Raw genomic sequence first — 21,591 nt, forward strand, 5'->3', positions numbered from 1 at the left:
CGGCGCGCGTGCTCGTCGGCGCGGCGCGAGCACGATTAGCTACCGGTCGGCGGCCGGGTCCGGGTTCGCACCACTAACGTTGTCCCCATGGCTCTGGACAGCAGTGGTAGCGCGATTACGAATTCCGGCCCGGTGACGGCGCCGATCGCCAAGCGGGTGCCGAGCGAGCGCGTGCATCACGGCGATGTCTTCGTCGACGAGTACGAGTGGCTGCGGGACAAGAAGGATCCCGAGGTCATCGCGTACCTGGAGGCGGAGAACGCCTACACCGACGCGCAGACCGAGAAGTTGCGGCCGCTGCGCGAGAAGCTCTTCGACGAGATCAAGGCGCGCACGCAGGAGACGGATCTGTCGCTGCCCACCCGCATGGGCGGGTACTGGTATTACTCGCGCACCTTCGAGGGCAAGCAGTACGGGGTGTCCTGCCGCTGCCCGATCCTGGACAAGGACGACTGGAATCCGCCCAAGCTCGCGGCCGGGGTCGAGATTCCGGGCGAGGAGGTGCTGCTCGATGTCAATGAGCTGGCGCAGGGGCATGAATTCTTCTCGCTCGGGGCGTCCTCGCTGAGCGATGCCGGTGATCTGCTCGCCTATTCGGTCGATACCGAGGGTGATGAGCGCTATGAGCTGCGCATCAAGAATCTGCGCACCGGGGAGCTGCTGCCCGAGCGGATCGAGGGCATCGCGGCCGGGGCGACCTGGTCGCTGGACGGCACCCACATCTTCTATCAGACCGTCGATGACGCCTGGCGCGCCGACAGCGTGTGGCGGCATCGGCTCGGTACCGACCGCGAGGCCGATGTGCGGGTGTTCCACGAGCCCGATGAGGCGTTCTCGGTCGGCGTCGGCGCGAGTCATTCCAAGCGGTATCTGGTCATCGGTTCCGGCTCCAAGATCACCAGCGAGGAGTGGATCCTGGAGTCGGACAATCCGGAAGGCGAATTCCGGGTGGTGCTGCCGCGCCGCGAGGGCATCGAATACGGCACCGAGCACGCCGTCATCGGCGGGCAGGACAAGCTGCTCATCCTGCACAACGATGTGGTGGACGGGGTGAAGGCGGTGAACTTCGTGCTCGCGGTCGCCCCGCTGGACGATCCCGCCGATATGACGCTGCTCATCCCGCATCGCGATGATGTGCGGCTGGAGGGCATCGACGCCTTCTCCGATAAGCTGGTGCTGAGTTACCGGCGCGAGGCGCTGCCGCGAATCGCGGTGTGGCCGTTGACTTCCGACGGATTCGGCGAGCTGAAGGATATCGATTTCGATCTGGCGCTGTTCTCCGCCGGACTGGGCGGCAATCCCGAATGGGAGCAGCCCATGCTGCGCATCGGGGTCAGCTCCTTCATCACCCCGGTGCAGGTGTTCGACTACACGCATGAGACCGGCGAGATGATCCTGCGCAAGGAGCAGGTGGTGCTCGGCGACTACACCGCCGATGACTATGTGCAGCAGCGGGATTGGGCGATCGCCGCGGACGGCACCCGGGTGCCGATCTCACTGGTGCAGCGCAAGGACGCGCCCGCGGGCCCGAAGTCGTTGCTGCTCTACGGATATGGCTCCTACGAGGCCGCTATCGATCCGGGTTTCTCGGTGGCGCGGCTGTCGCTGCTCGATCGCGGCATGGTGTTCGCGGTGGCGCATGTGCGCGGCGGCGGTGAGCTGGGCAGGCTCTGGTACGAAGAGGGCAAGACGCTCACCAAGAAGAACACCTTCACCGATTTCATCTCCGTCGCACAGCATTTGGTGGATACCGGGGTGACCGCACCGGATCGGCTGGCGGCCGACGGCGGCAGTGCGGGCGGCCTGCTCATGGGCGCGGTGGCGAATATGGCGCCGGAGCTGTTCACCGGCATCCTGACCAATGTGCCGTTCGTGGATCCGCTCACCACGGTGCTGGATCCGTCGCTGCCGCTGACCGTCACCGAATGGGACGAGTGGGGTAATCCCTTGGCGGACAAGCAGGTCTACGACTACATGAAGACCTACGCGCCGTACGAGAACGTCGAAGCCAAGGATTACCCGGCCATTCTGGCCACCACGGGTCTCAATGACACCCGGGTGTTCTACGTCGAACCGGCCAAGTGGGTCGCGAAATTGCGTGCGATCAAGACCGGGCATTCCCAGCTGTTGCTCAAGACCGATATGACCTCGGGCCACGGCGGTGTCAGCGGGCGCTATGAGAAGTGGAAGGAAGTCGCCTTCGAATACGCCTGGCTGCTGGACACCGTCGGGCTCGCGGACGCTTAAACGTTGGTGAGGTGGGAGCGATCGGCGCTGGGACCCAGCGCCTTCGCTTTCACCTCGTCCGAAGGCACCCAGGAGGGTTTCTTCATGCGTTCGATAATGAGCGGGATGGCGCTGAAGACGACCGCGCCCGCCGCGACCAATCCGATGTAGCTGGCCTTGTTGCCGATGGGCAGCTGTGACGGCGGTACGAACGCCAGCACGAATGCGAAAGCCACCGCCAGGAAACCGATTCCGGCGAAGATCCACATGCCGAGGGTGCCGCCGGGAATCTTGAAGGCGCGCGGAAGATCCGGCTGGGTGTAGCGCAGCCGGATGGCGGCGGCGTACATGACCATGTAGATGATCAGGTACAGGCTCACGGCCATGGCCGAGATGAGGAAGAACGCCGAGCTGACATCGTCCATGAACAGGTAGATCGAGGACAGCGCGGTCACGATGACGCCCTGGATGATCAGGATATTGACCTGTACGCCACGGTTGTTCACCTTCTGCAGCACCGGCGGCAGCATGCCGTCGTGCGCGGTGGCGAGTACACCGCGACTCGGTCCCATGATCCAGGCGAGCACACCCGCGAGCGCGCCGTAGGCGATGAGCGCGGCCAGAATGCGCACCGGCCAGGTGGAATGGATCATCTCGGCGAACGCGATCGAGAACGCGTCGAACACACCGGTATTCAGGTCGATCTTGTCGTAGGCCACGATGCCCGCCACCGCGAGCGCGCCCAGGGTGAAGATGCCGAAGGCGACGGCCGCCGCGATCATGATGGCCGCCGGATACCCCTTGGACGGATTCTTCAATTCGGTGGAGTGCACGCCCTGCGATTCCACCCCGGCGAAGTTCAGCAGAATGCCCGCCAGGAACGAAAGGCCGGACAGCCCTGCGATATACGGGAAGAACCGGGGCGAGTCGTGCCCGTCGTGCGCGACGGTCACCGCGTCATTGGTGGTGTGCTGCCAGCCGATATCGTGCCCGGTGGCGATCCACCAGATGAATATCGCGACCAGGATGATGCCGGGCAGCGCGGTGCCCGCCAGGAATCCGGCGCGGGTCACCTTGAGCGCGAACTGATTACTCACGAATGCGACCGCGGTGCACAGCCAGAACGCGCAGATCGCGAAAATGCCCACGTAGATATGGTTTTGGGCGATATCCGGCCGATCGAAGGCGAACGCGACACCGGCGGCGGCGAAGCTCATACCGGTCGGATAGAACACGATCACCTGAATCCAGGACAGGAAGATGATCCAGAAGCCGACCTTCTTGCCGAATGCCCCGCTGATCCAGGCGTAGAGGCCGCCCGCCTTATCGGCGTACATGCTGCCGAGTTCGGCGGCGACGAGTCCGGCCGGAATCAGGAACAGTATGGTGGAGAAGCCGATGTAGAAGAACATCGTCATCTCTTCCTTGGCCATCATGGGCAGCCCGCGCAGACTGGTGACAATCGATGCGGCGGTGGTGAATCCGAGTGCGGAGACGGTCAGGTATTTGACCGGGGTCGCCCGATGCGCACCGCCGCTCACTTCTTGCCCTTGCCCTTACCGGTGGACTTGGCCTCGGTGGATGTGGACTCGGTGGGATGCGTCGCGGCATCCTTGGAGGACACGGCGGCGGTGGCGTTATGGGTGAATCCGCCCGCTTCCTCGCGGGTCAGCGAGGTGGTCAGCGGGTGCGCGTTCAGCTGCTTGAGGCAGCGCTTCAGATCGGCGATGAGCAGATCACCCATGTCGAGGGTGAAGCCGTGCCGCAGTACCGCGCGCATGATGGTCTCGTCATCGCGATTGGCGGGCAGCGGATAGGCGGCGATCAGCCAGCCGCGGCTGCGCAGCCGGTCGGACAGGTCGTAGAGGTTGAAATTGCGTTCGCCCGTCAATTTCCATGACACGGCGGTGATTCCGCGTTGCGGATCGCCGTCGTGGATCATCTCGAACAGCCCGGTGTCGACCAGTCCGGCCGCGAGATGCTGTGCGGCGCGGTAGATCTCGTTCTGCACCTTGGCATATCCGGTGTGCCCCAGGCGAATGAACTCGTAGTACTGGGTGATGATCTGGCCGCCCGGCCGGGAGAAGTTGAGATTGAAGGTGGCCATGCTGCCGCCGAGGTAGTCGACATTGAAGATGAGTTCCTTGGGCAGATCCGACGGCGTGCGCCAGATGGCCCAGCCCGCGCCCAGCGGGGCCAGCCCGGTCTTGTGGCCGGAGGCGTTGATGGACTTCACGCGCGGTAACCGGAAGTCCCACACCACTTCCGGTGCGCAGAACGGGGCCAGGAAACCACCGCTGGCGGCGTCGACGTGAATCGGGATATCGAGCCCGGTCTTCTCCTCCAGCTCGTCGAGCGCTCTGCTGATTCCGGCGACATCCTCGAACAGGCCGGTGAAGGTCTGCCCGAAGGTGGGCACCACCATGATGGTGTTCGCATCGCAGTAGGCGGCGATATCGTCCGGATGCATGGTGAGCCGGTCGCCGCGCAGCGGAATCTGCCGGATCTCCACATCGAAGTAGCGGGCGAATTTCTCCCAGCACACCTGCACCGGACCGCAGACGAAATTGGGGATGCCGGTGCCGCCGCGTTTGCGCCAGCGGAATTTCGCGGCCAGCCCGCCGAGCATGGCGGCCTCGCTGGAACCGGTGGTGGAGGTGCCGAGCGTGGTCATGGCCTCGGGGGAGTGCCAGAGGTCGGCGACCATGCGCACGCAGCGCTGTTCGAGTTCGGCGGTCTGCGGGTATTCGTCCTTGTCGACGATGTTCTTGTCGAGGGATTCGTTCATGAGTCGTCGCGCCTGGTCATCGACCCAGGTGGTGCAGAAGGTGGCCAGGTTCATGCGGGAAACGCCATCGAGCATGAGTTCGTCGTGGACGAGTTCGTAGGCCACCTGGGGGAACATCCCGCGGGCCGGGAATCCGGCCTTGGGTGCGCCGCGATGCAGGCCTGGCATGGCGAACAGGTCCTCGGACGCCGGATCTCCGGTCATTTCGCCTCCACGGTAGGTGCCGTTTCGTAATCAATGAGAGATAGCTGAGCGGTTACTATTCGGCAGCATGGACTATCAGAATGTCATAGAGCAGGTGATGTCCACCACAGCGCCACACGTGGGAGAAGGCGCGGTCGCCGACTACATTCCGGGTCTTGCGAATGTCGATCCCAAACAGTTCGGCTTTGCCATCGCCACCACGCACGGTGAGGTGTTCACCGCCGGTGACGTCGATGTTCCCTTTGCCATCGAGAGTATTTCGAAGGTTTTCGCGCTCGCGCTGGTGCTGGCGCGCAAGGACACCGCGCTGTGGCGGCGGGTGCGGCGGGAACCGTCCGGCACCCCGTTCAATGACCTCATCGAACTCGAGGTGGAGATGGGGATTCCGCGCAATCCCTATATCAACCCCGGCGCAATTGTGGTAGCTGATCAGTTGCTGCAAGATACCGGCGATGCCGTGGAGGCCATGCGCAGCCTGCTGCGCGCCGAAACCGGGAATCCGGTGCTGTCGGTGGACAGCGTCATCGCCGAATCCGAATTGCGCAGTGGGGATCGCAATCGGGCCATGGCCTATCTGATGGCGAGTTTCGGCAATATGCGCAATCCGGTCGAACTCGCGCTCGATCACTATTTCCGGCAGTGCTCGTTCAGCATCACCTGCGCCGAACTTGCCAAGGCCGGACTGCTCATCGCCCGGCACGGATTGCGCGCCGACGGCACCCGGCTGCTCGCCCGCGAGGACGCCCGGCATATCACCGCACTCATGACCACCTGCGGAACCTATGACGCCGCAGGCGAATTCGCCTACGAGGTGGGGTTGCCGGTCAAGAGCGGCGTCGGCGGCGGACTGCTCGCGGTGGTGCCGGGCACCTGCGCGGTCGCGGCCTGGGGGCCGGGCCTGGACTCCAAAGGCAACTCGGTCACCGGGCGCATCGCGTTGAACGCGTTCGCGCAGGCCACCGGATTCTCGGTGTTCTGATGACACAGCCGAAACCCGCTGTCGCCAAATACATGTCGTGGATAACCCTGGGCCTCATGACGACCAGTTCGGTGGCGAGCCTGCGCGCCTCGCCGACCATGGCGGTCTACGGGCTGGCCTGCGTCTTCCTGTATCTCATTCCGGCCCTGCTGTTCCTGCTGCCGACCGCGTTCGTGGCGGCCGAGCTGGCCTCGGGCTGGGCGGGCGGGGTCTACAAATGGGTGGGTGAGGGCATTTCGCAGCCCGCGGGATTCCTCGCGGTGTGGTGCCAGTTCGCCATGACGATCTTCTACTACCCGAGCCTGCTCGCCTATGTGGCAAGCACTTTCGCGTACATCATCGATCCGTCGCTGGCGGCGAACGGCACCTACGTGGCGATCGTCATCATCACCATCTACTGGGTGGCGGTGTACGTCTCCTCGCAGGGCACCAAAACCGTTGCGGGACTGTCGAGTATGGGACTGATCATCGGGACGCTGATTCCCGGCGTGCTGCTGGTGGCGCTGGGGTTCGTCTTCCTCGGACAGGGCAATCCCTCGGCCGCGCCGATGGATTTCGAACACCTCTTCCCGGCCTGGACCGGGCTGGCCAGTCTGGTGCTCATCGTCAACAATTTCCTGTCCTACGCGGGCATGGAGATGAACGCCGTGCACGTATCCGCGCTGAAGGATCCGGGCCGGGAGTATCCGAGGGCCATGGCGCTGGCGGTGGGGCTGGTGCTGCTGATCTTCATCGTGCCCGCGCTGGTGATCAGCTGGGTGGTCCCGGCCGAGAATCTGAGCCTGACCGCCGGTGTCATGCAGGCGTTCGACGGCTTCTTCCACCACTTCCACATCGGCTGGCTGACCCCGGTGCTCGGCGTCATGCTGGTGGCGGCCGCGCTCGGCGGCATGCTCACCTGGCTGGCCGGGCCCTCCAAGGGGCTGCTGCTCATCGGCCGTCAGGAGGGCTATCTACCGCCGATCCTGACCCGGCTGAACAAGCATGGGGTGCAACAGAACATGCTGGTGGCGCAGGGCATCGTGACCACGCTGCTGGCGCTGCTGTACGCGTTCATCCCCGATGTCTCCAGCGCCTACTGGATGCTGTCGGTGATCACCACGCAGGTGTATCTGATCATGTACGTGCTCATGTTCGTCGCGGCTATTCGGTTGCGCCGCAACAGGGCCGATCATCCGCGCGGGTATCGCGCGCCCGCGCTCGTCGCGCTGTGCGGGCTGGGCACCGCGTCCTCGGTGGCGGCGTTCCTGATCGGATTCGTCCCGCCCTCGCAGTACGGCAGCGGTAACGCGTTCGGCTACTTCCTGATCGTCGGACTCGGCATGGGCATTGTCGGACTGCTGATTCCGTACCTGTTCCTGCGGCTGCGCAAACCCGGCTGGAAACTCGCCACACCAGAGGAGGCGCTGGCATGAGCTTCGACCACGGTGCGTCCGATGGCGCGCGGCGCATCGTCTACTGGTCGGTGGCGCTGGTGCTGGTGGCCATCGCCGTCGCAGGAGTGATCATCTTCCGGGAGGACCGGGATTCCGATATTGCGCTGCGACGCGCCCAGGTGCTGCAATCACGGCTTCTCTCGGCGGGATTGGCCGCACCGGATCCGCGGGTGATCGCCGATTCGCTGGGGGAGGACGGCGGACTGGTCTGCCAGGATCCCGGGTCGCCGCTGATCAAGGCGCGTTATCAGGCGGCCGTCACCAATGGGGCCGCCGGACCCGGGAGTCGTCCGGTGATCGGTGATCGCGATGTGTACACCGCGACGGCGCTCGCCATCGAAACGTATTGTCCGGACCAGCTTTCGAAATACCTGGAGGAGACCGGCACGCTGCGCAAGGGTGACACGGTACATCCGGATCCCGGGAACTGATGACAGGAGAGGCCATGACCGAAGACGCCCTGCGGGCCGCCGTCAAGGATTTGATGCCGCGCGCCAAAACCGATCTCACCGAACTCGTTTCGTACAGGTCCGTGTACGACGAGCGGCAGTTCCCGATCGAGGAATGCCATAAAGCGGCGCAGTGGGTGGCGGAGGCTTTCGCCGCCGAGGGGCTCACCGACGTCGGCCTGCACGAGACGCCCGACGGCAGTAGGGCGGTCATCGCGCGCTATCCGGCCCCGGCCGGTGCGCCGACCATCCTGCTGTACTGCCACTACGACGTGCAGCCGCCGCTCGGCGATGATGCCTGGGAGACCCCGGTCTGGGAACTCACCGAGAAGAACGGCCGCTGGTACGGGCGCGGTAGCGCCGATTGCAAGGGCAATATCGTCATGCACCTCACCGCGCTGCGCGCACTGCGCAAAGTGGTGGGGGACGAGTTCCCCGTCGGCCTGACCCTGATCGCCGAGGGTTCGGAGGAGCAGGGCACCGGCGGGCTGGAAGCCTTCGTGCCGCAGAACGCCGACCTGCTGCGCGCCGAGACCCTGCTCATCTGCGACTGCGGCAATTTCGCGGTCGGGGTGCCCACCTTCACCCAGACCCTGCGCGGCAATGTGAATGTGGTCGTCACCGTCGAAACGCTCGCCAGCTCAATGCATTCGGGCATGTTCGGCGGGGCCGCGCCCGATGCGCTCGGCGCGCTCATCCACCTGCTGTCCACGCTGCGCGATGCGAAGGGCAACACCACGGTCGCCGGGCTCACCAATGACCAGAAGTGGGATGGCGCAACCTATTCGGACGAGGCGTTCCGCGCCGACGCGGGCGTGCTGGACGGCGTCGACCTGCTCGGCGACGGCACCGTCTCCGATATGCTCTGGGCCCGACCGGCTCTCACCGTGCTGGGCATGGACGTCCCGCCCGTGGTCGGTTCCGCGGCGGCCATTCAGGCCAAGGTCCGCGCCCGCCTGAACCTGCGCATCCCGCCCGGCACCGATCCCCAGCAGGCGCTCAAAGCCCTTACCGCGCACCTGGAATCGAATACTCCCTGGCATGCGAAGGTCACCGTCGAGACCGAGGCCATCGGTTCCCCGTTCGTCGGCAGCACCCACGGCCCGGCCCGCACCGCCATGGAAGCCGCCTTCACCGCCTCCTACGGCCGCCCCGCCACCACGTCCGGTCAGGGCGGCTCCATCCCGCTCTGCAATGTCTTCGCCGACACCTACCCGGACGCGGAAATCATGCTCATGGGCGTGGAAGAACCCAAATGCCTGATCCACGCCCCCAATGAAAGCGTGGATCCCACCGAAATCGAACATATGGCACTGGCCGAGGCGCTGTTCCTGGCGTCTTACGCGAAGTAGTCCGAATACGGGATCATCGAACCGCAAGCCCCGGAAAATCGGGGCGGCCGTACTAGAACTCGGCGTGGTCCTCGGCCTGAATTACCTTGAATTCGGTATTGGCGGGGCCCATTTCGGCGAGGCGGCCGAAATAGATGCCCTGGGCGGCGGGTTCGATGATGCCGAAGTGAATGGGGAAGGCGGTCACGGGATTTACCGCGCGCAGGTAATCCACCGCCTCGCTGATCCGCATCCACGGGGCCACCGCGGGAAGCGCGAGCACGCCGACCGGGGTCGGTGGCACCCACAGCGAATCACCCGGATGCACCAGCTGGGCGGGGTCGTCCGGGGTGCCCAGTTGGAAGACGGTGTTGTCGATGACCGGGATCTCCGGGTGGATCACCGCATGCCTGCCGCCGCCACCGGTGACCTGGACGTCCTTGACCTTCAGCACATTTCCGGCGTACACCGCTTCCCACGGCTCACCGCGCTGCTGTGCGGTCTGCGGATCGCTCAGCAATCGCGCCTGCGGATTGGCGTCGATGAGCGCCTCGATGCGATTCGGGCAGATGTGATCGGGATGCTGATGCGTGACGGCGATGGCGTCCAGCCCGGTGATCCCCTCGAACCCGTGCGAGAAGGTGCCGGGATCGAACAGGATCTTCGCGCCGTTCAGCTCGACCAGGATGCAGGAATGACCGAAATGGGCAATGCGCATGAGGCCCACGGTAGTCCCGCACGGGTGCGCGCACCACGGCTCGCGCACCCGTGCGGGGATGACGGGGCGTGTGGCGTGGGCCACGCACCCTCCACCCGGCGGCGGGCGTCATGGGCGCGCCAACTAGTCTGATCAGCGAAACCCCCGCTCGGCCGCACTGTGTGGAACACGGTCGTCCGGGCCCGCCCCACCAGCTGAGGAGCAACGCGTGGCACGTGTCGTGGTCGAGGTGATGCCGAAGGCCGAAATCCTGGATCCGCAGGGTCAGGCCATTGTCGGGGCGCTGGGCCGCCTGGGCCACCCGGGCATCTCGGAGGTGCGGCAGGGCAAGCGATTCGAGCTCGAGGTCGCCGATGACGTGAGCGAGGCCGAGCTCGAGCAGATCGCCGAATCGCTGCTGGCCAACACGGTCATCGAGGACTGGAAGGTCGTGCGGCTGTGACCGCGCGCATCGGTGTCATCACCTTCCCGGGCACCCTCGACGATGTCGACGCCGCGCGCGCGGTGAAGCTCGCCGGCGCCGAGGCCGTGAGCCTGTGGCACGGCGACGCCGACCTGAAGGGCGTCGACGCGGTCATCGTGCCCGGCGGCTTCTCCTACGGCGACTACCTGCGCACCGGCGCCATCGCCCGGTTCGCGCCGGTCATGGAGAAGGTCATCGAGGCCGCCGGGCAGGGCCTGCCCACGCTCGGCATCTGCAATGGCTTCCAGATCCTGTGCGAGGCCGGACTGCTGCCGGGTGTGCTCACCCGCAATGAGGGCCTGCACTTCATCTGCCGCGATCAGTGGTTGACCGTCGAGGCCGCGAATACCGCGTGGACCTCCCGGTACGAGCCCGGCGCGCAGATCCTGGTGCCGCTCAAGTCCGGTGAGGGCCGCTACCAGGCCTCCGCGCAGGTGCTGGACGAGTTGGAGGGTGAGGGCCGCGTGGTCTTCCGCTACTCCGGCGACAATCCGAACGGTTCGCAGCGCGGTATCGCGGGCATCAGCTCCGCCAACGGCCGCGTGGTCGGCCTGATGCCGCATCCCGAGCATGCCACCGAGGCGCTGACCGGTCCCAGCGATGACGGGCTGGGCATGTTCCTGTCCGTGCTGGACGCGCTGGTCTCGGCCTAGGCCGTTAAGCCGTACAACGCCCGCACCGTCGATGACGGTGCGGGCGTTGACGTTTCGGGAGCCGGGCGGGACCGCTTGCGGGGAGGTCAGGCGCAGATGCGGTCGAGCACTTCGAAGCGCACACCCTCGGCGCGGGCGATATAGCTCGGGAACAGCACTTGATTCCCATCGAAACCGATTGTCCCGGTGGGTGTTTCGAGTACTCCAAGCGCCGCCACCGTTTCGTGCAGCCGTCGCACATCCAATGATCCGGCGGCCTTGACCATGGCGTAGAGCGTGCGAATCGCCTCGTACTCGGTATTGCTGAAATTGGTGAGCTCCGGCGCGAACTCACCGTGCAACCGCCGATAGCGTTCGGCGCGTTCACGGTTCGCGGGACCGTTCACGAAGAAGCTCGACGGCACATACAGATTCCGGTTGGCGCTCGTGCCGCCCGCGAGCAGCACATTGTCATCGACCGCGGGACTGACCCGTAATTGCCGTTCATCACGCCCGATTCGGGCGAATTGTCGGTTAAAGCGCGCCACATCCGCGCCCACCAGTAGGACGATCACCCCGTCCGCCCGATCCAGTCGCGGATCGGTCAGAAACTCCCCGAAATCCGCGCCGAAGGGGACGAATTTCTCCAACGGCACGAACTCCTCGAGCGAGAGCGTCCCGCGCTCGGCCAACTCCGTCCGCACCCGCTCGGCCGTACGCCGCGGCCACACGTAGTCATTGCCGATGATCGCCCAGCGCCGCGCCCCGAACTCACGCCGCAACCAGCGCAGCGCGGGCAGCAACTGCCGGCCCGGATCCGACCCCACCAGGAACAATCCCTCCGGGGACTCCGCCACGCCCTCGTGATCGGTGGCGAACAGATACGGCACCCGCCCCGCGCTCACCCGCGCCACCGCCCCGCGCACCGCCGAGGTGTGCCAGCCGGTGATGGCGTGCACCATCCCGGTCGCCAGCAGCGCGGAAACCTCACGCGCCACATCCCCCGGTTCGCGCCCGCCGTCAATGTGCGTCGCCCGCAATTCCCGCCCGAGAATTCCTGTCCCGCTGTTGATTTCTTCCACGGCCAATGAAATGGCCGCCTCGCAGGAGGGCGCGAAGATACCGGCCGGACCCTGCTGCGGCACTATGTTCAGGATCTCGATAGTGTTCTCGGGACTCCCGCGGAACGAGGTCATCGGATACCCTCTCCTCGTTCAAGTGAATTTGACGGGCGGGAATATGGCGACAATTCTAGGTGGAATTTCCACACTGCATGGGGCACTGCGGGCCGCGGAACGCAGTTGGCTTCGTCACCTCGACGCCGCACTGTGCGCCAGACGGCTGACCGCCGACCAATGGTGCATGCTGACCAATCTCTCGTCCGACACGGGCATCACCATGAGCGAACTGGCCACCCGCGCGCAACTCCCGCCCTCCTCCGCCACCCGGCACGCCGACCATCTGGCCGAACGCGGACTCATCTTCCGCGTCGCCGCCGCCGATGACCGCCGCCGCATCCTCATCGGACTCAGCCGCCGCGGCGCGGAACTGGTCGACGAGGTGCGCGCCGAGGAGATGCGCGCCGAATCCGAGCTACGCAACCGCCTCGGCGGCGGCGACTACCTCGAACTGCTGCGCCTGCTGGAACGCGTCTCGGACGTGCCGTTCCCGCAGTAGCGCCCATCCTCGAAATCCGCTATTTCCCAGCCCAATCCGGAGACCGGGTGGCACCGGCGCGCCCGCCACACCGAGTGGGCGTGCGGATAGGGCGGCCGTCGGCGGAAACTGAATAATCAATGCTTAGGATCGCAGGCATGCCCGTTGCCGAGACCACCGCGACCGCCGCCGGACTGTGCGAATTCATCGATGCCTCCCCGTCGCCGTTCCATGTCTGCCGCACCGTCGCCGCCGAACTCGACGATCACGGCTTCACCCGGTTATCGGAATCCGCGCCCTGGCCCTCCAGTAGCGCGGGCCGCTACTACGTGGTGCGCGGCGGCTCACTGGTCGCCTGGTCCGACGGCGGACCGGGCGCGCCCAGCGGCTTCCGCACCGGACAGGCCACCCCGTTCCGGGTCGTCGGCGCGCATACCGACAGCCCGAACCTGCGGGTGAAACAGCATCCCGACACCGCGGTCGCGGGCTGGCAGATGGTCGGACTGGAACCGTACGGCGGGGCGCTGCTCAACTCCTGGCTGGACCGCGACCTCGGCATCTCCGGGCGGCTCTCGGTGCGCGACGGAAATGTGGTGCGGGAGCGGCTGATTCGCATCGACGAACCGATCCTGCGGGTGCCGCAGCTGGCCATCCACCTGTCCGAGGACCGGCGCGGGGTGACGCTGGATCCGCAGCGGCATGTGAACGCGGTGTGGGGGATCGGCGGGGAACCGCGCTCATTCATGGCGTTCATCGCCGAACGCTCCGGCATCGAACCCGGCGCGGTGCTCGGCTGGGAGCTCATGACCCATGATCTGGTGCCGTCCAAGCTCATCGGACGGGATCTGGATCTGGTCAGCGCGCCGCGACTGGATAATCAGGGCACCTGCTATTCCGGGCTGCGGGCCTTCCTGGCCGCCGTCGCCGAACCCGGTGCGGCGGTGCCGGTGCTTGCCATGTTCGATCACGAAGAGGTCGGCAGCCAATCCGATCGCGGCGCCCAATCCGGGCTGCTGCCCACGGTTTTGGAGCGCATCGTGCTCACCCGCGGCGGCGGGCGCGCCGAATATCTGGCCGCCATCGCCGGATCCGTCTGCGCCAGTGGCGATATGGCGCATGCCACGCATCCGAACTATCCGGACCGGCACGAACCCATGCACCGCATCGAGGTGAACGGCGGACCGGTGCTCAAGGTCAACCAGAACCTGCGCTACGCCACCGACGCGGCGGGCGCGGGCGCGTTCGCGCTGGCCTGCGCGGAGGCCGAGGTGCCGCTGCAACGCTATGTCCACCGCGCCGATCTGCCCTGCGGTTCCACCATCGGCCCGATGACCGCGGCCCGCACCGGTATGCCCACCGTCGACGTCGGCGCACCCCAGCTCGCCATGCATTCGGCGCGCGAAATGATGGGCGCGGCAGACGTTCCCGCCTACGCGTCGGCGCTGGCGGCGTTCCTCACTCCCTAGGCGCGGGGGCCTATGCGGCGTCGACCTTCCGGGTGCTCGGCTGCGGGTGGTACATCAGCGCGGCGATGATGAACAGCGCCAGGGTGAACAGCACGTAGCTGCTGCCGATGATCTGCTGCCACCACGCCCAGGTGAGTTCGCGGTCATGATCGTGCGGCAGCAGCCACTGCGGGCCGATCGCGAACAGGATCACGGCGAATCCGGTCGCGCCCAGGAACCATTTATTGCGCTGACCACTCGCGATCGCATCGGCCACCACCAGCAGCACCGGTGCGATCCACACCCAGTGATGCGACCAGGACACCGGCGAAACCAGCAGTACCGCACCGGCGTTCACCATCAGCGCGGCGGCGTTCGCGCCCACCGAGATGAGCCGCTTCATCCAGATCGCCGCCAGCGCGATGGCCAGCACCGAGAGCACAATCCAGATCAGCGTTGCCGCCGAACTCGATACGCCCAACCGGTAGGCGAAGCCCTTCAACGACTGATTGCCCGCGTACCAGGGCGGTCCGATCCGCCCGGTATCGGCGAGCGTATGGAACCAGTACTCCACCGAATCGCTCGGGAACAGCGCGAAACCCACCGCCACCGCGCCGATGGTGGACAGCACCAGCGTGGCCGCGCCCTTCCAATCCTTGCGCAGCAGGAAGTACAGCAGATATCCGCCGGGCGTCAGCTTCACCGAGACCGCGATGCCGATCAGCATGCCGCGCGGCCAGAACGGTTTGCGCGCCAGGCAATCCAGCGTGATCGCGGCCATCAGCACCAGGTTGATCTGCCCGAACCCGTAGGTCTGCCGAATCGGCTCGGACAGCTGCAGGATCGACACCGCGCCGATCACGATGGTCAGCCGCGTAACCCACGCCAGGTTGGGCCGCAACCGATCCAGCACCACCCAGAGCGTGATGCCGAGCGAGAGAATCGAAACGATCAGCACCGCCCACTCGGACAGCAGCAGCGGCATCAACGCCAGCGGCGCGAAGAACAAAGCGGCCAGCGGCGGATAGGTGAACGGCAGCCCGAGCCCATAGACAGGGGGCATGGGTCCGTACAGATCCTTGTCGTCCAACCACGCCCGCGCACCGTTCCGATACACCTGCAAATCGATGTACCCGTGCCAGAAGTGCGCCAGCAGGCTCACCACCGCGGACACCGCGAACAACAAAACCGCGATGGCCAGCAGGCGAACCTGCTGCTGCGTCAATGCCGAATTCTTCGGTGCAGGCACAGGCGTCTCCGCGGGATCCGCAAGCCCGGATCGTTCGTTCACCGGGACAGAGTAGCTGGGAGGTTCGCTTCGACCGCCTCGCCACCCGAAGGCGCGAGCCCTGTGGAAAATGTGCTGCCGAGCACAACTCCAGGTGGTCGAAGGGGCTGATAACCGGGCAACTAGACTCTGACCAGTATCTCGCCGAAATCCAGCCATGCCGGTTCTCAGTTCTGACATGCCCGGCCGAAAGGACTCTGGTTTCCCCGTGACCAGCCACGTCGATACCGTCAGCGCCGCCGCGGCCAGCCCGGATACTGCGCAGCCCTATAAGGAACTCGGCCTCAAGGATGACGAGTACGCGCGTATCAAGGAGATTCTCGGCCGGCGGCCGACGGATGCCGAGCTCGCCATGTACTCGGTGATGTGGTCCGAGCACTGCTCGTACAAGTCCTCCAAGGTGCACCTGCGCTACTTCGGCGAGACCACCACCGAGGAGATGCGTTCCAGCATGCTCGCGGGCATCGGCGAGAACGCCGGTGTGGTGGATATCGGTGACGGCTGGGCGGTCACCTTCAAGGTGGAATCGCATAACCACCCCTCGTATGTGGAGCCCTATCAGGGTGCGGCCACCGGCGTCGGCGGCATCGTCCGCGACATCATGGCCATGGGCGCGCGCCCGATCGCGGTGATGGATCAGCTGCGCTTCGGTGCGGCCGACCACCCGGACACCCGGCGCGTGGTCGACGGTGTGGTGCGCGGCGTCGGCGGTTACGGCAATTCGCTCGGCCTGCCGAATGTCGGCGGCGAGACCGTATTCGATGCCTCCTACCAGGGCAATCCGCTCGTCAACGCGCTGTGCGCGGGCGTCATGCGGGTCGAGGACCTGAAGCTGGCCTTCGCCTCCGGTGAGGGCAACAAGATCATTCTGTTCGGTGCGCGCACCGGCCTCGACGGCATCGGCGGTGTGTCCGTGCTGGCCTCGGACACCTTCTCCGGGGACGAATCCGGTTCCGGCCGTAAGAAACTCCCGAGCGTGCAGGTCGGCGACCCGTTCACCGAGAAGGTGCTCATCGAGTGCTGTCTCGAGCTGTACCACTCCGGTGTCGTCGTCGGCATTCAGGACCTGGGCGGCGCGGGCCTGTCCTGCGCCACCTCCGAACTGGCCGCGGCCGGTTCCGGCGGTATGCACATCGAACTCGATCAGGTCCCGCTGCGCGCGGCGAATATGTCTCCCGCCGAGATCCTTTCGAGCGAATCGCAGGAGCGCATGTGCGCCGTGGTCGCGCCCGAGAATGTGGATCGCTTCATGGAGATCTGCAAGAAGTGGGACACCACCGCCACCGTCATCGGTGAGGTCACCGCTGGTGAGCGCCTCGAAATCACCTGGCACGGCGAGGTTGTCGTGGACGTGCCGCCGCGCACCGTCGCCCACCACGGCCCGGTGTACGAGCGCCCCGTGCAGCGCCCGGCCGATCAGGACGCGCTCATCGCCGATTCCACCAAGGCGCTGAACCGCCCGCAGACCGGTGACGAACTGCGCGCCACCCTGCTGAAGATGATCGCCAGCCCGCAGCTGTGCTCGCGCAAGTGGATCACCGAACAGTACGACCGCTATGTGCGCGGCAATACCGTGCTCGCCGAGCACGCCGACGCCGGTGTCATTCGCATCGACGAGGAGTCCGGCCGCGGTATCGCGCTGGCCACCGACGCCTCGGGCCGCTACACCAAGCTGGACCCGTACACCGGCGCTCAGCTCGCGCTCGCCGAGGCGTTCCGCAATGTGGCGACCACCGGCGCGACCCCCAAGGCCGTCACCAACTGCCTGAACTTCGGTTCCCCCGAGGATCCGGGCGTCATGTGGCAGTTCCAGCAGGCCGTGCGCGGTCTCGCGGACGGCTGTGTGGCCCTTGGCATTCCGGTCACCGGCGGTAACGTCTCGTTCTACAACCAGACCGGCCAGACCGCCATCCTGCCCACCCCCGTGGTCGGCGTGCTCGGCGTCATCGACGATGTGCACCGCCGCATCCCGACCGGCCTGGGCCTGGAGCCCGGCGAGACGCTCATCCTGCTCGGCGAAACCCGTGACGAGCTGGACGGTTCCATCTGGTCGCAGGTCGAGCACGATCACCTCGGCGGCGTGCCGCCCAAGGTCGATTTCGCCCGTGAGCAGCTGCTCGCCGAAATCCTCACCGCCGGTTCGCGCGACGGCATGATCAGCGCCGCGCACGACCTGTCCGAGGGCGGCCTGGCGCAGACCGTCATCGAGGCCGCGCTGGCCGGTGAAACCGGTTGCCGCATCCTGCTTCCCGAGGGCACCGACCCGTTCGTGCAGCTGTTCTCCGAATCCGCCGGGCGCGTGCTGGTCGCCGTCCCGCGCTCGGAGGAAACCCGCTTCACCAAGATGTGCACCGCGCGCGAACTGCCGTGGACCCGCATCGGCGTCGTCGATCAGGGTTCGGACGCGGTCGAGGTGCAGGGCCAGTTCACCATCACCCTGGCCGAACTGCGCACCGCCTTCGAGGGCACGCTGCCCGCACTGTTCGGCCACTTCGAACACTGACCCAGCGCGCGTAACGCGAACACCGAAGCACCCCGCCGGACCCGGACCCCTCGAACAACCGGGTCGGGCGGGGTGCTTTCGTATTCGCCCGGGTCGCGACTCACGACACGACCTTGAACGGATCATGTTCGGCCATCAGCTTTTCCATCCGAGCCTCATCGATGCGCTGATGCACCTTCGACGACTCATGCTGATCGCGAACCACTTTCGCGAGCGTGAAACTGCTGCTCACCAGGAACAGCATGGACATCAGCAGAAAACCGCGCTGCCAGAAGTCCAGGGGAAGATTGGCGATGCCGATACCCATTGCGGTGAAGCTGATTCCGAAGGCGATGACGGCCTGAGCCAGAAAAGCCATGGTGCTCTTGGTCTGTGCGCTGGGGTTGCTCATAGTCGTCGAGTCTGTCGAGACGGCGCCGCCGCGCCACGCGTACAACTACTCGAGTGGCGTGCGTAGTAGCAACACGCCGCCGGAATGGTGGCTCTCACAGCCGTGAATCCACGGATTCCGTACCGCGCCGTCCATAATTGACGGGTGTTCGACCCCGCCGAGACGCTGAGGCGGCTGCGCCTGCGCGCCGCCGTGCTGACTCGGCGTGGCTGGGGGCGGCGGATCGCGCGGGTTGCCAAGCGGGCCGAGGATGTCGTCGATCTGAATCACACCGGGCTGGTGGTGGCGACGCTGTTCTTCGCGTGGTCGCTGACGCCGTCGCTGGTACCGCGCGATTGGCTGTTCCAGGGGTTGATCTCCGGGCTCAACGCGGCCGCCGGGTACGGGCTCGGATGTGTGCTGCAGTGGTTGTTCCGCAAGTGGATTCGGCCGCGAATCAAGGTCGAGACGCCACCCGAGTGGGTGCGGTACGTGGTGAAGGTGGCCGTGGTGCTCACCTGCGTGCTTGTCGCCGCGTACATGCTGGTCATGTCCGCGGACTGGCAGCGGGAGATCACCGGGCTGATGAATATGGAGGGCACCACGCGTGCCGCCTATCTGCGCACCGGCGGCTTGAGCGTCGCGGTCGGCGCACTGGTGGTCGCGGTGTTCCGGACGCTGCGGGAAGCCGTGCGTTTCATCGGGCGGCAATTGAGCCGGTGGGTGCGGATCCCGCCCAGGCTCGCGCCCGCCACCGGGGCGCTGCTGCTGTTCGTACTGATCATCACGCTGTTCAACGGTGTCGCCACGCGGGCGTTCTTCGCAGTCGCCAACTCGGCGTTCAGCGTGCGCAATGACAAGATGACGCCGTATGCCCTGCAGCCGACCCGGCCCGAACGATCCGGCAGCCCACAGTCATTGGCGAAATGGGAGACGCTCGGTTCGGAGGGGCGGTGGTTCGTCTCGCACGGACCCGATCCCATGCTGATCAGCGCCGTCACCGGAAAGCCCGCGCGCCAGCCGATTCGGGCGTACGTGGGATTGCAGTCCGCGAGTTCGGACACCACCGAGGAGGACCTCGCGGTCGCGGAATTGCAGCGCACCGGGGCCTTCGACCGCAAGGTGCTGGTCATCGTCACCACCACCGGCACCGGGTGGGTGAACTCGATGAGCGCGGCCGCGATCGAATACATGTACGGCGGGGACACCGCGATTCTGGCGTCGCAGTACTCGTATCTGCCCAGCGTGCTGTCGTTCCTGGCGGACCGCGAGAAGGTGGCGGTGGCGGGGCGCAAGATGTTCGACGCCGTGTACGCGGCGTGGTCCGCGCGGCCGCCGGAAGCGCGACCCAAACTCCTCGTCTATGGCGAGAGCCTCGGGTCGCAGGGCTCCGAATCGGCCTTCGACGGCTTGGCCGATCTGCGCTCCAAAGTCGACGGTGCGCTCTGGGTCGGGCCGCCCAATTCGAATCGGCTGTGGGAGCAGTTCAATTCGCGCCGCGATCCGGGCACGCGGGAAGTCGACCCCATCTACGCCGACGGCCTCACCGTCCGATTCGCCGCCACCGCGGCCGATCTGGAGAAGCCCTCGCCGGACTGGCGGCACCCCCGTATCGCCTACCTCATGCACCCGTCGGACCCCATCGTCTGGTGGTCCTCGGATCTCATCTTCTCCCAACCGGATTGGCTCTCCGAACCCCGAGGCGCGGACGTCTCCTCCCAAATGCGCTGGTGGCCCTTCGTCACCTTCTGGCAGGTGGCGGCCGACCTCACCAACGCCCAGGGCGTCAGCGACGGCCACGGGCACCGCTACGGCTCCCTCGTCCTGGACGGCTGGGCCGCCATCGCCGCCCCACCCGGCTGGACCCCCGAACTCTCCGAAAAGATCCGCACCCAAATAGAACTCGCCGAGGATTACGAGCGAGCGGTGAAGTGACCGCACCCTCGGCGACCCCGAACCACCTGGCGGCTCCCGCGGCGGAGGTCCGCTCGCGAGTGCGCGTCGCAGCGAAAGCCGCTGCGGCAGTCGCTCTTCCGGTGCTGTGGAGTAATCGGGTGCTGCCCGCGCTGGAGCTGGATGTGCGCGGCCGTACCGCCGCCAATACCGGCTTCGCGCTGGCCTATGCGTTCGCGTTCCGGGGCAGGCCGGGTTGGATATCGGCGAGCGGATTACGCGCCGGTGCGGCAGCGGGCGGGGTGGTGCTCGCCGGTTACGGTGTGGGACTGGCGATTCCGCGCATTCGGCGGGAGCTGGCCGGAGCCGCCCATCGCGGGCCCGCCGTCTCCACCGCCGAATGGGCGGGGCTGCACATCCCCGGTGGCACGGTGTTCGCCGAGGAGCTGGTGTATCGCGCCACCCTGACCCCGCTACTGGAGCGGAGTTTCGGTGCGGGCGGAACATGGCTGGGCGCACTGACTTTCGGGCTGTCGCACATTCGCGCGGCACGCTCCGCCGCCGATCCGATCCTCGGCACGGTGGCCGCCACCGGACTGGCCGGTGCGCTGTTCGATCTCCTCTACCGTCGCACCGGTAGCGCCACGGCCCCGGCGCTGTTGCACCTGGCTATCAACGGCGGCGGTGCGCTCGCACCGTTCGCGGCCCGCCGAGTCATCGCGGCACTGGATTCCGGAGCGGCAACCACTCCGCCCGGATGACGGAGGCGATTCGTGTCGGCGGTCGGCGGTAGCCTTTTTCGCGTGGCTGGACGTGGAGCGGTGAATCCGGGGGAGGTCAGGGCGGCGGTGACCGCCGTGGGGGAGTGGTTGCGCGATGAATCGGTCGCGGCTCCGTCGCGGACCGAGCTGGCGGCCGCCGTCCGGGGGACGGCGCGGTCGCTGGCGGCGGACGCTCCGGGTGGCGCGGTGGAGGTGCGGGTGCCGCCGTTCGTGGCGGTGCAGTGCATCGAGGGGTTGCGACATACCCGGGGGACGCCGCCGAATGTGGTCGAAACCGATGCGCGCACTTGGCTATTGCTGGCTACCGGACTGTTGGGGTTCGAGGAGGCGGTGGAGTCGGGAGTGCTCACGGCGTCCGGATCGCGCGCCGCCGAAGTGGCGCGCTGGCTACCCGTCGTACCGCTCTGAGTCCAGTCGCCGCGTGCCGC

General features: G+C 66.4%; 19 protein-coding genes. 13 read left to right on the top strand and 6 right to left on the bottom strand.

Annotated features, from left to right (window positions below; translation table 11 throughout):
* Window positions 1-87 precede the first annotated feature (87 nt).
* Window positions 88-2,247, top strand: a complete 2,160-nt coding sequence (locus ACFC4D_RS06075; protein ID WP_376061984.1) for a S9 family peptidase — start codon at window positions 88-90, stop codon at window positions 2,245-2,247.
* On the opposite strand, the gene ACFC4D_RS06080 is transcribed toward ACFC4D_RS06075, so the two are convergent.
* Window positions 2,244-3,767, bottom strand: coding sequence for an amino acid permease (locus ACFC4D_RS06080; protein WP_376061985.1), 1,524 nt, complete (start codon window positions 3,765-3,767; stop codon window positions 2,244-2,246). The genes ACFC4D_RS06075 and ACFC4D_RS06080 overlap by 4 nt on opposite strands.
* On the bottom strand, window positions 3,764-5,218 hold the full coding sequence (locus ACFC4D_RS06085) for a glutamate decarboxylase (protein ID WP_376061986.1): 1,455 nt from the start codon (window positions 5,216-5,218) through the stop codon (window positions 3,764-3,766). The genes ACFC4D_RS06080 and ACFC4D_RS06085 overlap by 4 nt, the downstream gene beginning before the upstream one ends.
* 67 nt (window positions 5,219-5,285) lie before the next feature.
* Here ACFC4D_RS06085 and ACFC4D_RS06090 point away from each other — a divergent pair, with 67 nt between their 5' ends.
* The 4 genes from ACFC4D_RS06090 to ACFC4D_RS06105 are packed head-to-tail and all read left to right on the top strand — an operon-like array spanning window position 5,286 to window position 9,434.
* The gene (locus ACFC4D_RS06090) at window positions 5,286-6,197 is read left to right on the top strand and encodes a glutaminase (RefSeq protein WP_375962610.1); all 912 of its coding nucleotides are present in this window, start codon (window positions 5,286-5,288) and stop codon (window positions 6,195-6,197) included.
* A complete protein-coding gene (locus ACFC4D_RS06095) occupies window positions 6,197-7,612 on the top strand; it encodes an APC family permease (RefSeq protein ID WP_376061987.1) in 1,416 nt (471 codons plus the stop codon). Before ACFC4D_RS06090 ends, ACFC4D_RS06095 begins: the two co-directional genes overlap by 1 nt.
* Window positions 7,609-8,064, top strand: coding sequence for a hypothetical protein (locus ACFC4D_RS06100; RefSeq protein ID WP_375962613.1), 456 nt, complete (start codon window positions 7,609-7,611; stop codon window positions 8,062-8,064). The genes ACFC4D_RS06095 and ACFC4D_RS06100 overlap by 4 nt, the downstream gene beginning before the upstream one ends.
* A 14-nt stretch (window positions 8,065-8,078) precedes the next feature.
* Entirely contained in the window at window positions 8,079-9,434 is a 1,356-nt protein-coding gene (locus tag ACFC4D_RS06105) for a dipeptidase (protein ID WP_376061988.1), read from the top strand.
* Between the two features lie 52 nt (window positions 9,435-9,486).
* On the opposite strand, the gene ACFC4D_RS06110 is transcribed toward ACFC4D_RS06105, so the two are convergent.
* Entirely contained in the window at window positions 9,487-10,131 is a 645-nt protein-coding gene (locus ACFC4D_RS06110; protein ID WP_375962618.1) for an MBL fold metallo-hydrolase, read from the bottom strand.
* Window positions 10,132-10,339: 208 nt separating this feature from the next.
* Between ACFC4D_RS06110 and purS the strand changes: the two genes are divergently transcribed.
* Window positions 10,340-10,573: a phosphoribosylformylglycinamidine synthase subunit PurS gene (gene purS / locus ACFC4D_RS06115; RefSeq protein WP_364641689.1), complete on the top strand. Its 234-nt coding sequence runs from the start codon at window positions 10,340-10,342 to the stop codon at window positions 10,571-10,573.
* Window positions 10,570-11,247 (top strand): phosphoribosylformylglycinamidine synthase subunit PurQ, encoded by a 678-nt coding sequence (purQ, locus tag ACFC4D_RS06120; protein ID WP_375962621.1) that lies wholly within the window; start codon window positions 10,570-10,572, stop codon window positions 11,245-11,247. The genes purS and purQ overlap by 4 nt, the downstream gene beginning before the upstream one ends.
* Before the next feature lie 86 nt (window positions 11,248-11,333).
* On the opposite strand, the gene ACFC4D_RS06125 is transcribed toward purQ, so the two are convergent.
* Window positions 11,334-12,422 (bottom strand): substrate-binding domain-containing protein, encoded by a 1,089-nt coding sequence (locus ACFC4D_RS06125; protein ID WP_375962624.1) that lies wholly within the window; start codon window positions 12,420-12,422, stop codon window positions 11,334-11,336.
* A gap of 43 nt (window positions 12,423-12,465) precedes the next feature.
* On the opposite strand from ACFC4D_RS06125, the gene ACFC4D_RS06130 reads away from it, so the two are divergent.
* On the top strand, window positions 12,466-12,903 hold the full coding sequence (locus ACFC4D_RS06130; protein ID WP_375962626.1) for a MarR family winged helix-turn-helix transcriptional regulator: 438 nt from the start codon (window positions 12,466-12,468) through the stop codon (window positions 12,901-12,903).
* A gap of 137 nt (window positions 12,904-13,040) precedes the next feature.
* Window positions 13,041-14,348 carry a M18 family aminopeptidase gene (locus tag ACFC4D_RS06135; protein WP_376061989.1) on the top strand — a complete coding sequence of 436 codons (1,308 nt, stop codon included), beginning with the start codon at window positions 13,041-13,043 and terminating at the stop codon, window positions 14,346-14,348.
* A gap of 10 nt (window positions 14,349-14,358) precedes the next feature.
* Here ACFC4D_RS06135 and ACFC4D_RS06140 read toward each other — a convergent pair whose 3' ends face one another.
* Window positions 14,359-15,576 carry a glycosyltransferase 87 family protein gene (locus tag ACFC4D_RS06140; RefSeq protein WP_376061990.1) on the bottom strand — a complete coding sequence of 406 codons (1,218 nt, stop codon included), beginning with the start codon at window positions 15,574-15,576 and terminating at the stop codon, window positions 14,359-14,361.
* A 247-nt stretch (window positions 15,577-15,823) separates the two neighbouring features.
* Between ACFC4D_RS06140 and purL the strand changes: the two genes are divergently transcribed.
* Window positions 15,824-18,118 carry a phosphoribosylformylglycinamidine synthase subunit PurL gene (purL, locus tag ACFC4D_RS06145; protein WP_376061991.1) on the top strand — a complete coding sequence of 765 codons (2,295 nt, stop codon included), beginning with the start codon at window positions 15,824-15,826 and terminating at the stop codon, window positions 18,116-18,118.
* Window positions 18,119-18,218: 100 nt separating this feature from the next.
* On the opposite strand, the gene ACFC4D_RS06150 is transcribed toward purL, so the two are convergent.
* On the bottom strand, window positions 18,219-18,509 hold the full coding sequence (locus ACFC4D_RS06150; RefSeq protein WP_364641668.1) for a YiaA/YiaB family inner membrane protein: 291 nt from the start codon (window positions 18,507-18,509) through the stop codon (window positions 18,219-18,221).
* Between the two features lie 144 nt (window positions 18,510-18,653).
* Between ACFC4D_RS06150 and ACFC4D_RS06155 the strand changes: the two genes are divergently transcribed.
* Genes ACFC4D_RS06155 through ACFC4D_RS06165 form a run of 3 tightly spaced genes read left to right on the top strand, consistent with a single transcriptional unit; the run spans window position 18,654 to window position 21,571 of the window.
* Window positions 18,654-20,423 carry an alpha/beta hydrolase gene (locus ACFC4D_RS06155; RefSeq protein WP_376061992.1) on the top strand — a complete coding sequence of 590 codons (1,770 nt, stop codon included), beginning with the start codon at window positions 18,654-18,656 and terminating at the stop codon, window positions 20,421-20,423.
* Window positions 20,420-21,142 (top strand): lysostaphin resistance A-like protein, encoded by a 723-nt coding sequence (locus ACFC4D_RS06160; RefSeq protein ID WP_376061993.1) that lies wholly within the window; start codon window positions 20,420-20,422, stop codon window positions 21,140-21,142. Before ACFC4D_RS06155 ends, ACFC4D_RS06160 begins: the two co-directional genes overlap by 4 nt.
* 42 nt (window positions 21,143-21,184) lie before the next feature.
* Entirely contained in the window at window positions 21,185-21,571 is a 387-nt protein-coding gene (locus ACFC4D_RS06165) for a sterol carrier family protein (protein ID WP_376061994.1), read from the top strand.
* Window positions 21,572-21,591: the final 20 nt, after the last annotated feature.

The organism is Nocardia sp. NPDC056000, from assembly GCF_042269265.1.
Taxonomy (GTDB): domain Bacteria; phylum Actinomycetota; class Actinomycetes; order Mycobacteriales; family Mycobacteriaceae; genus Nocardia.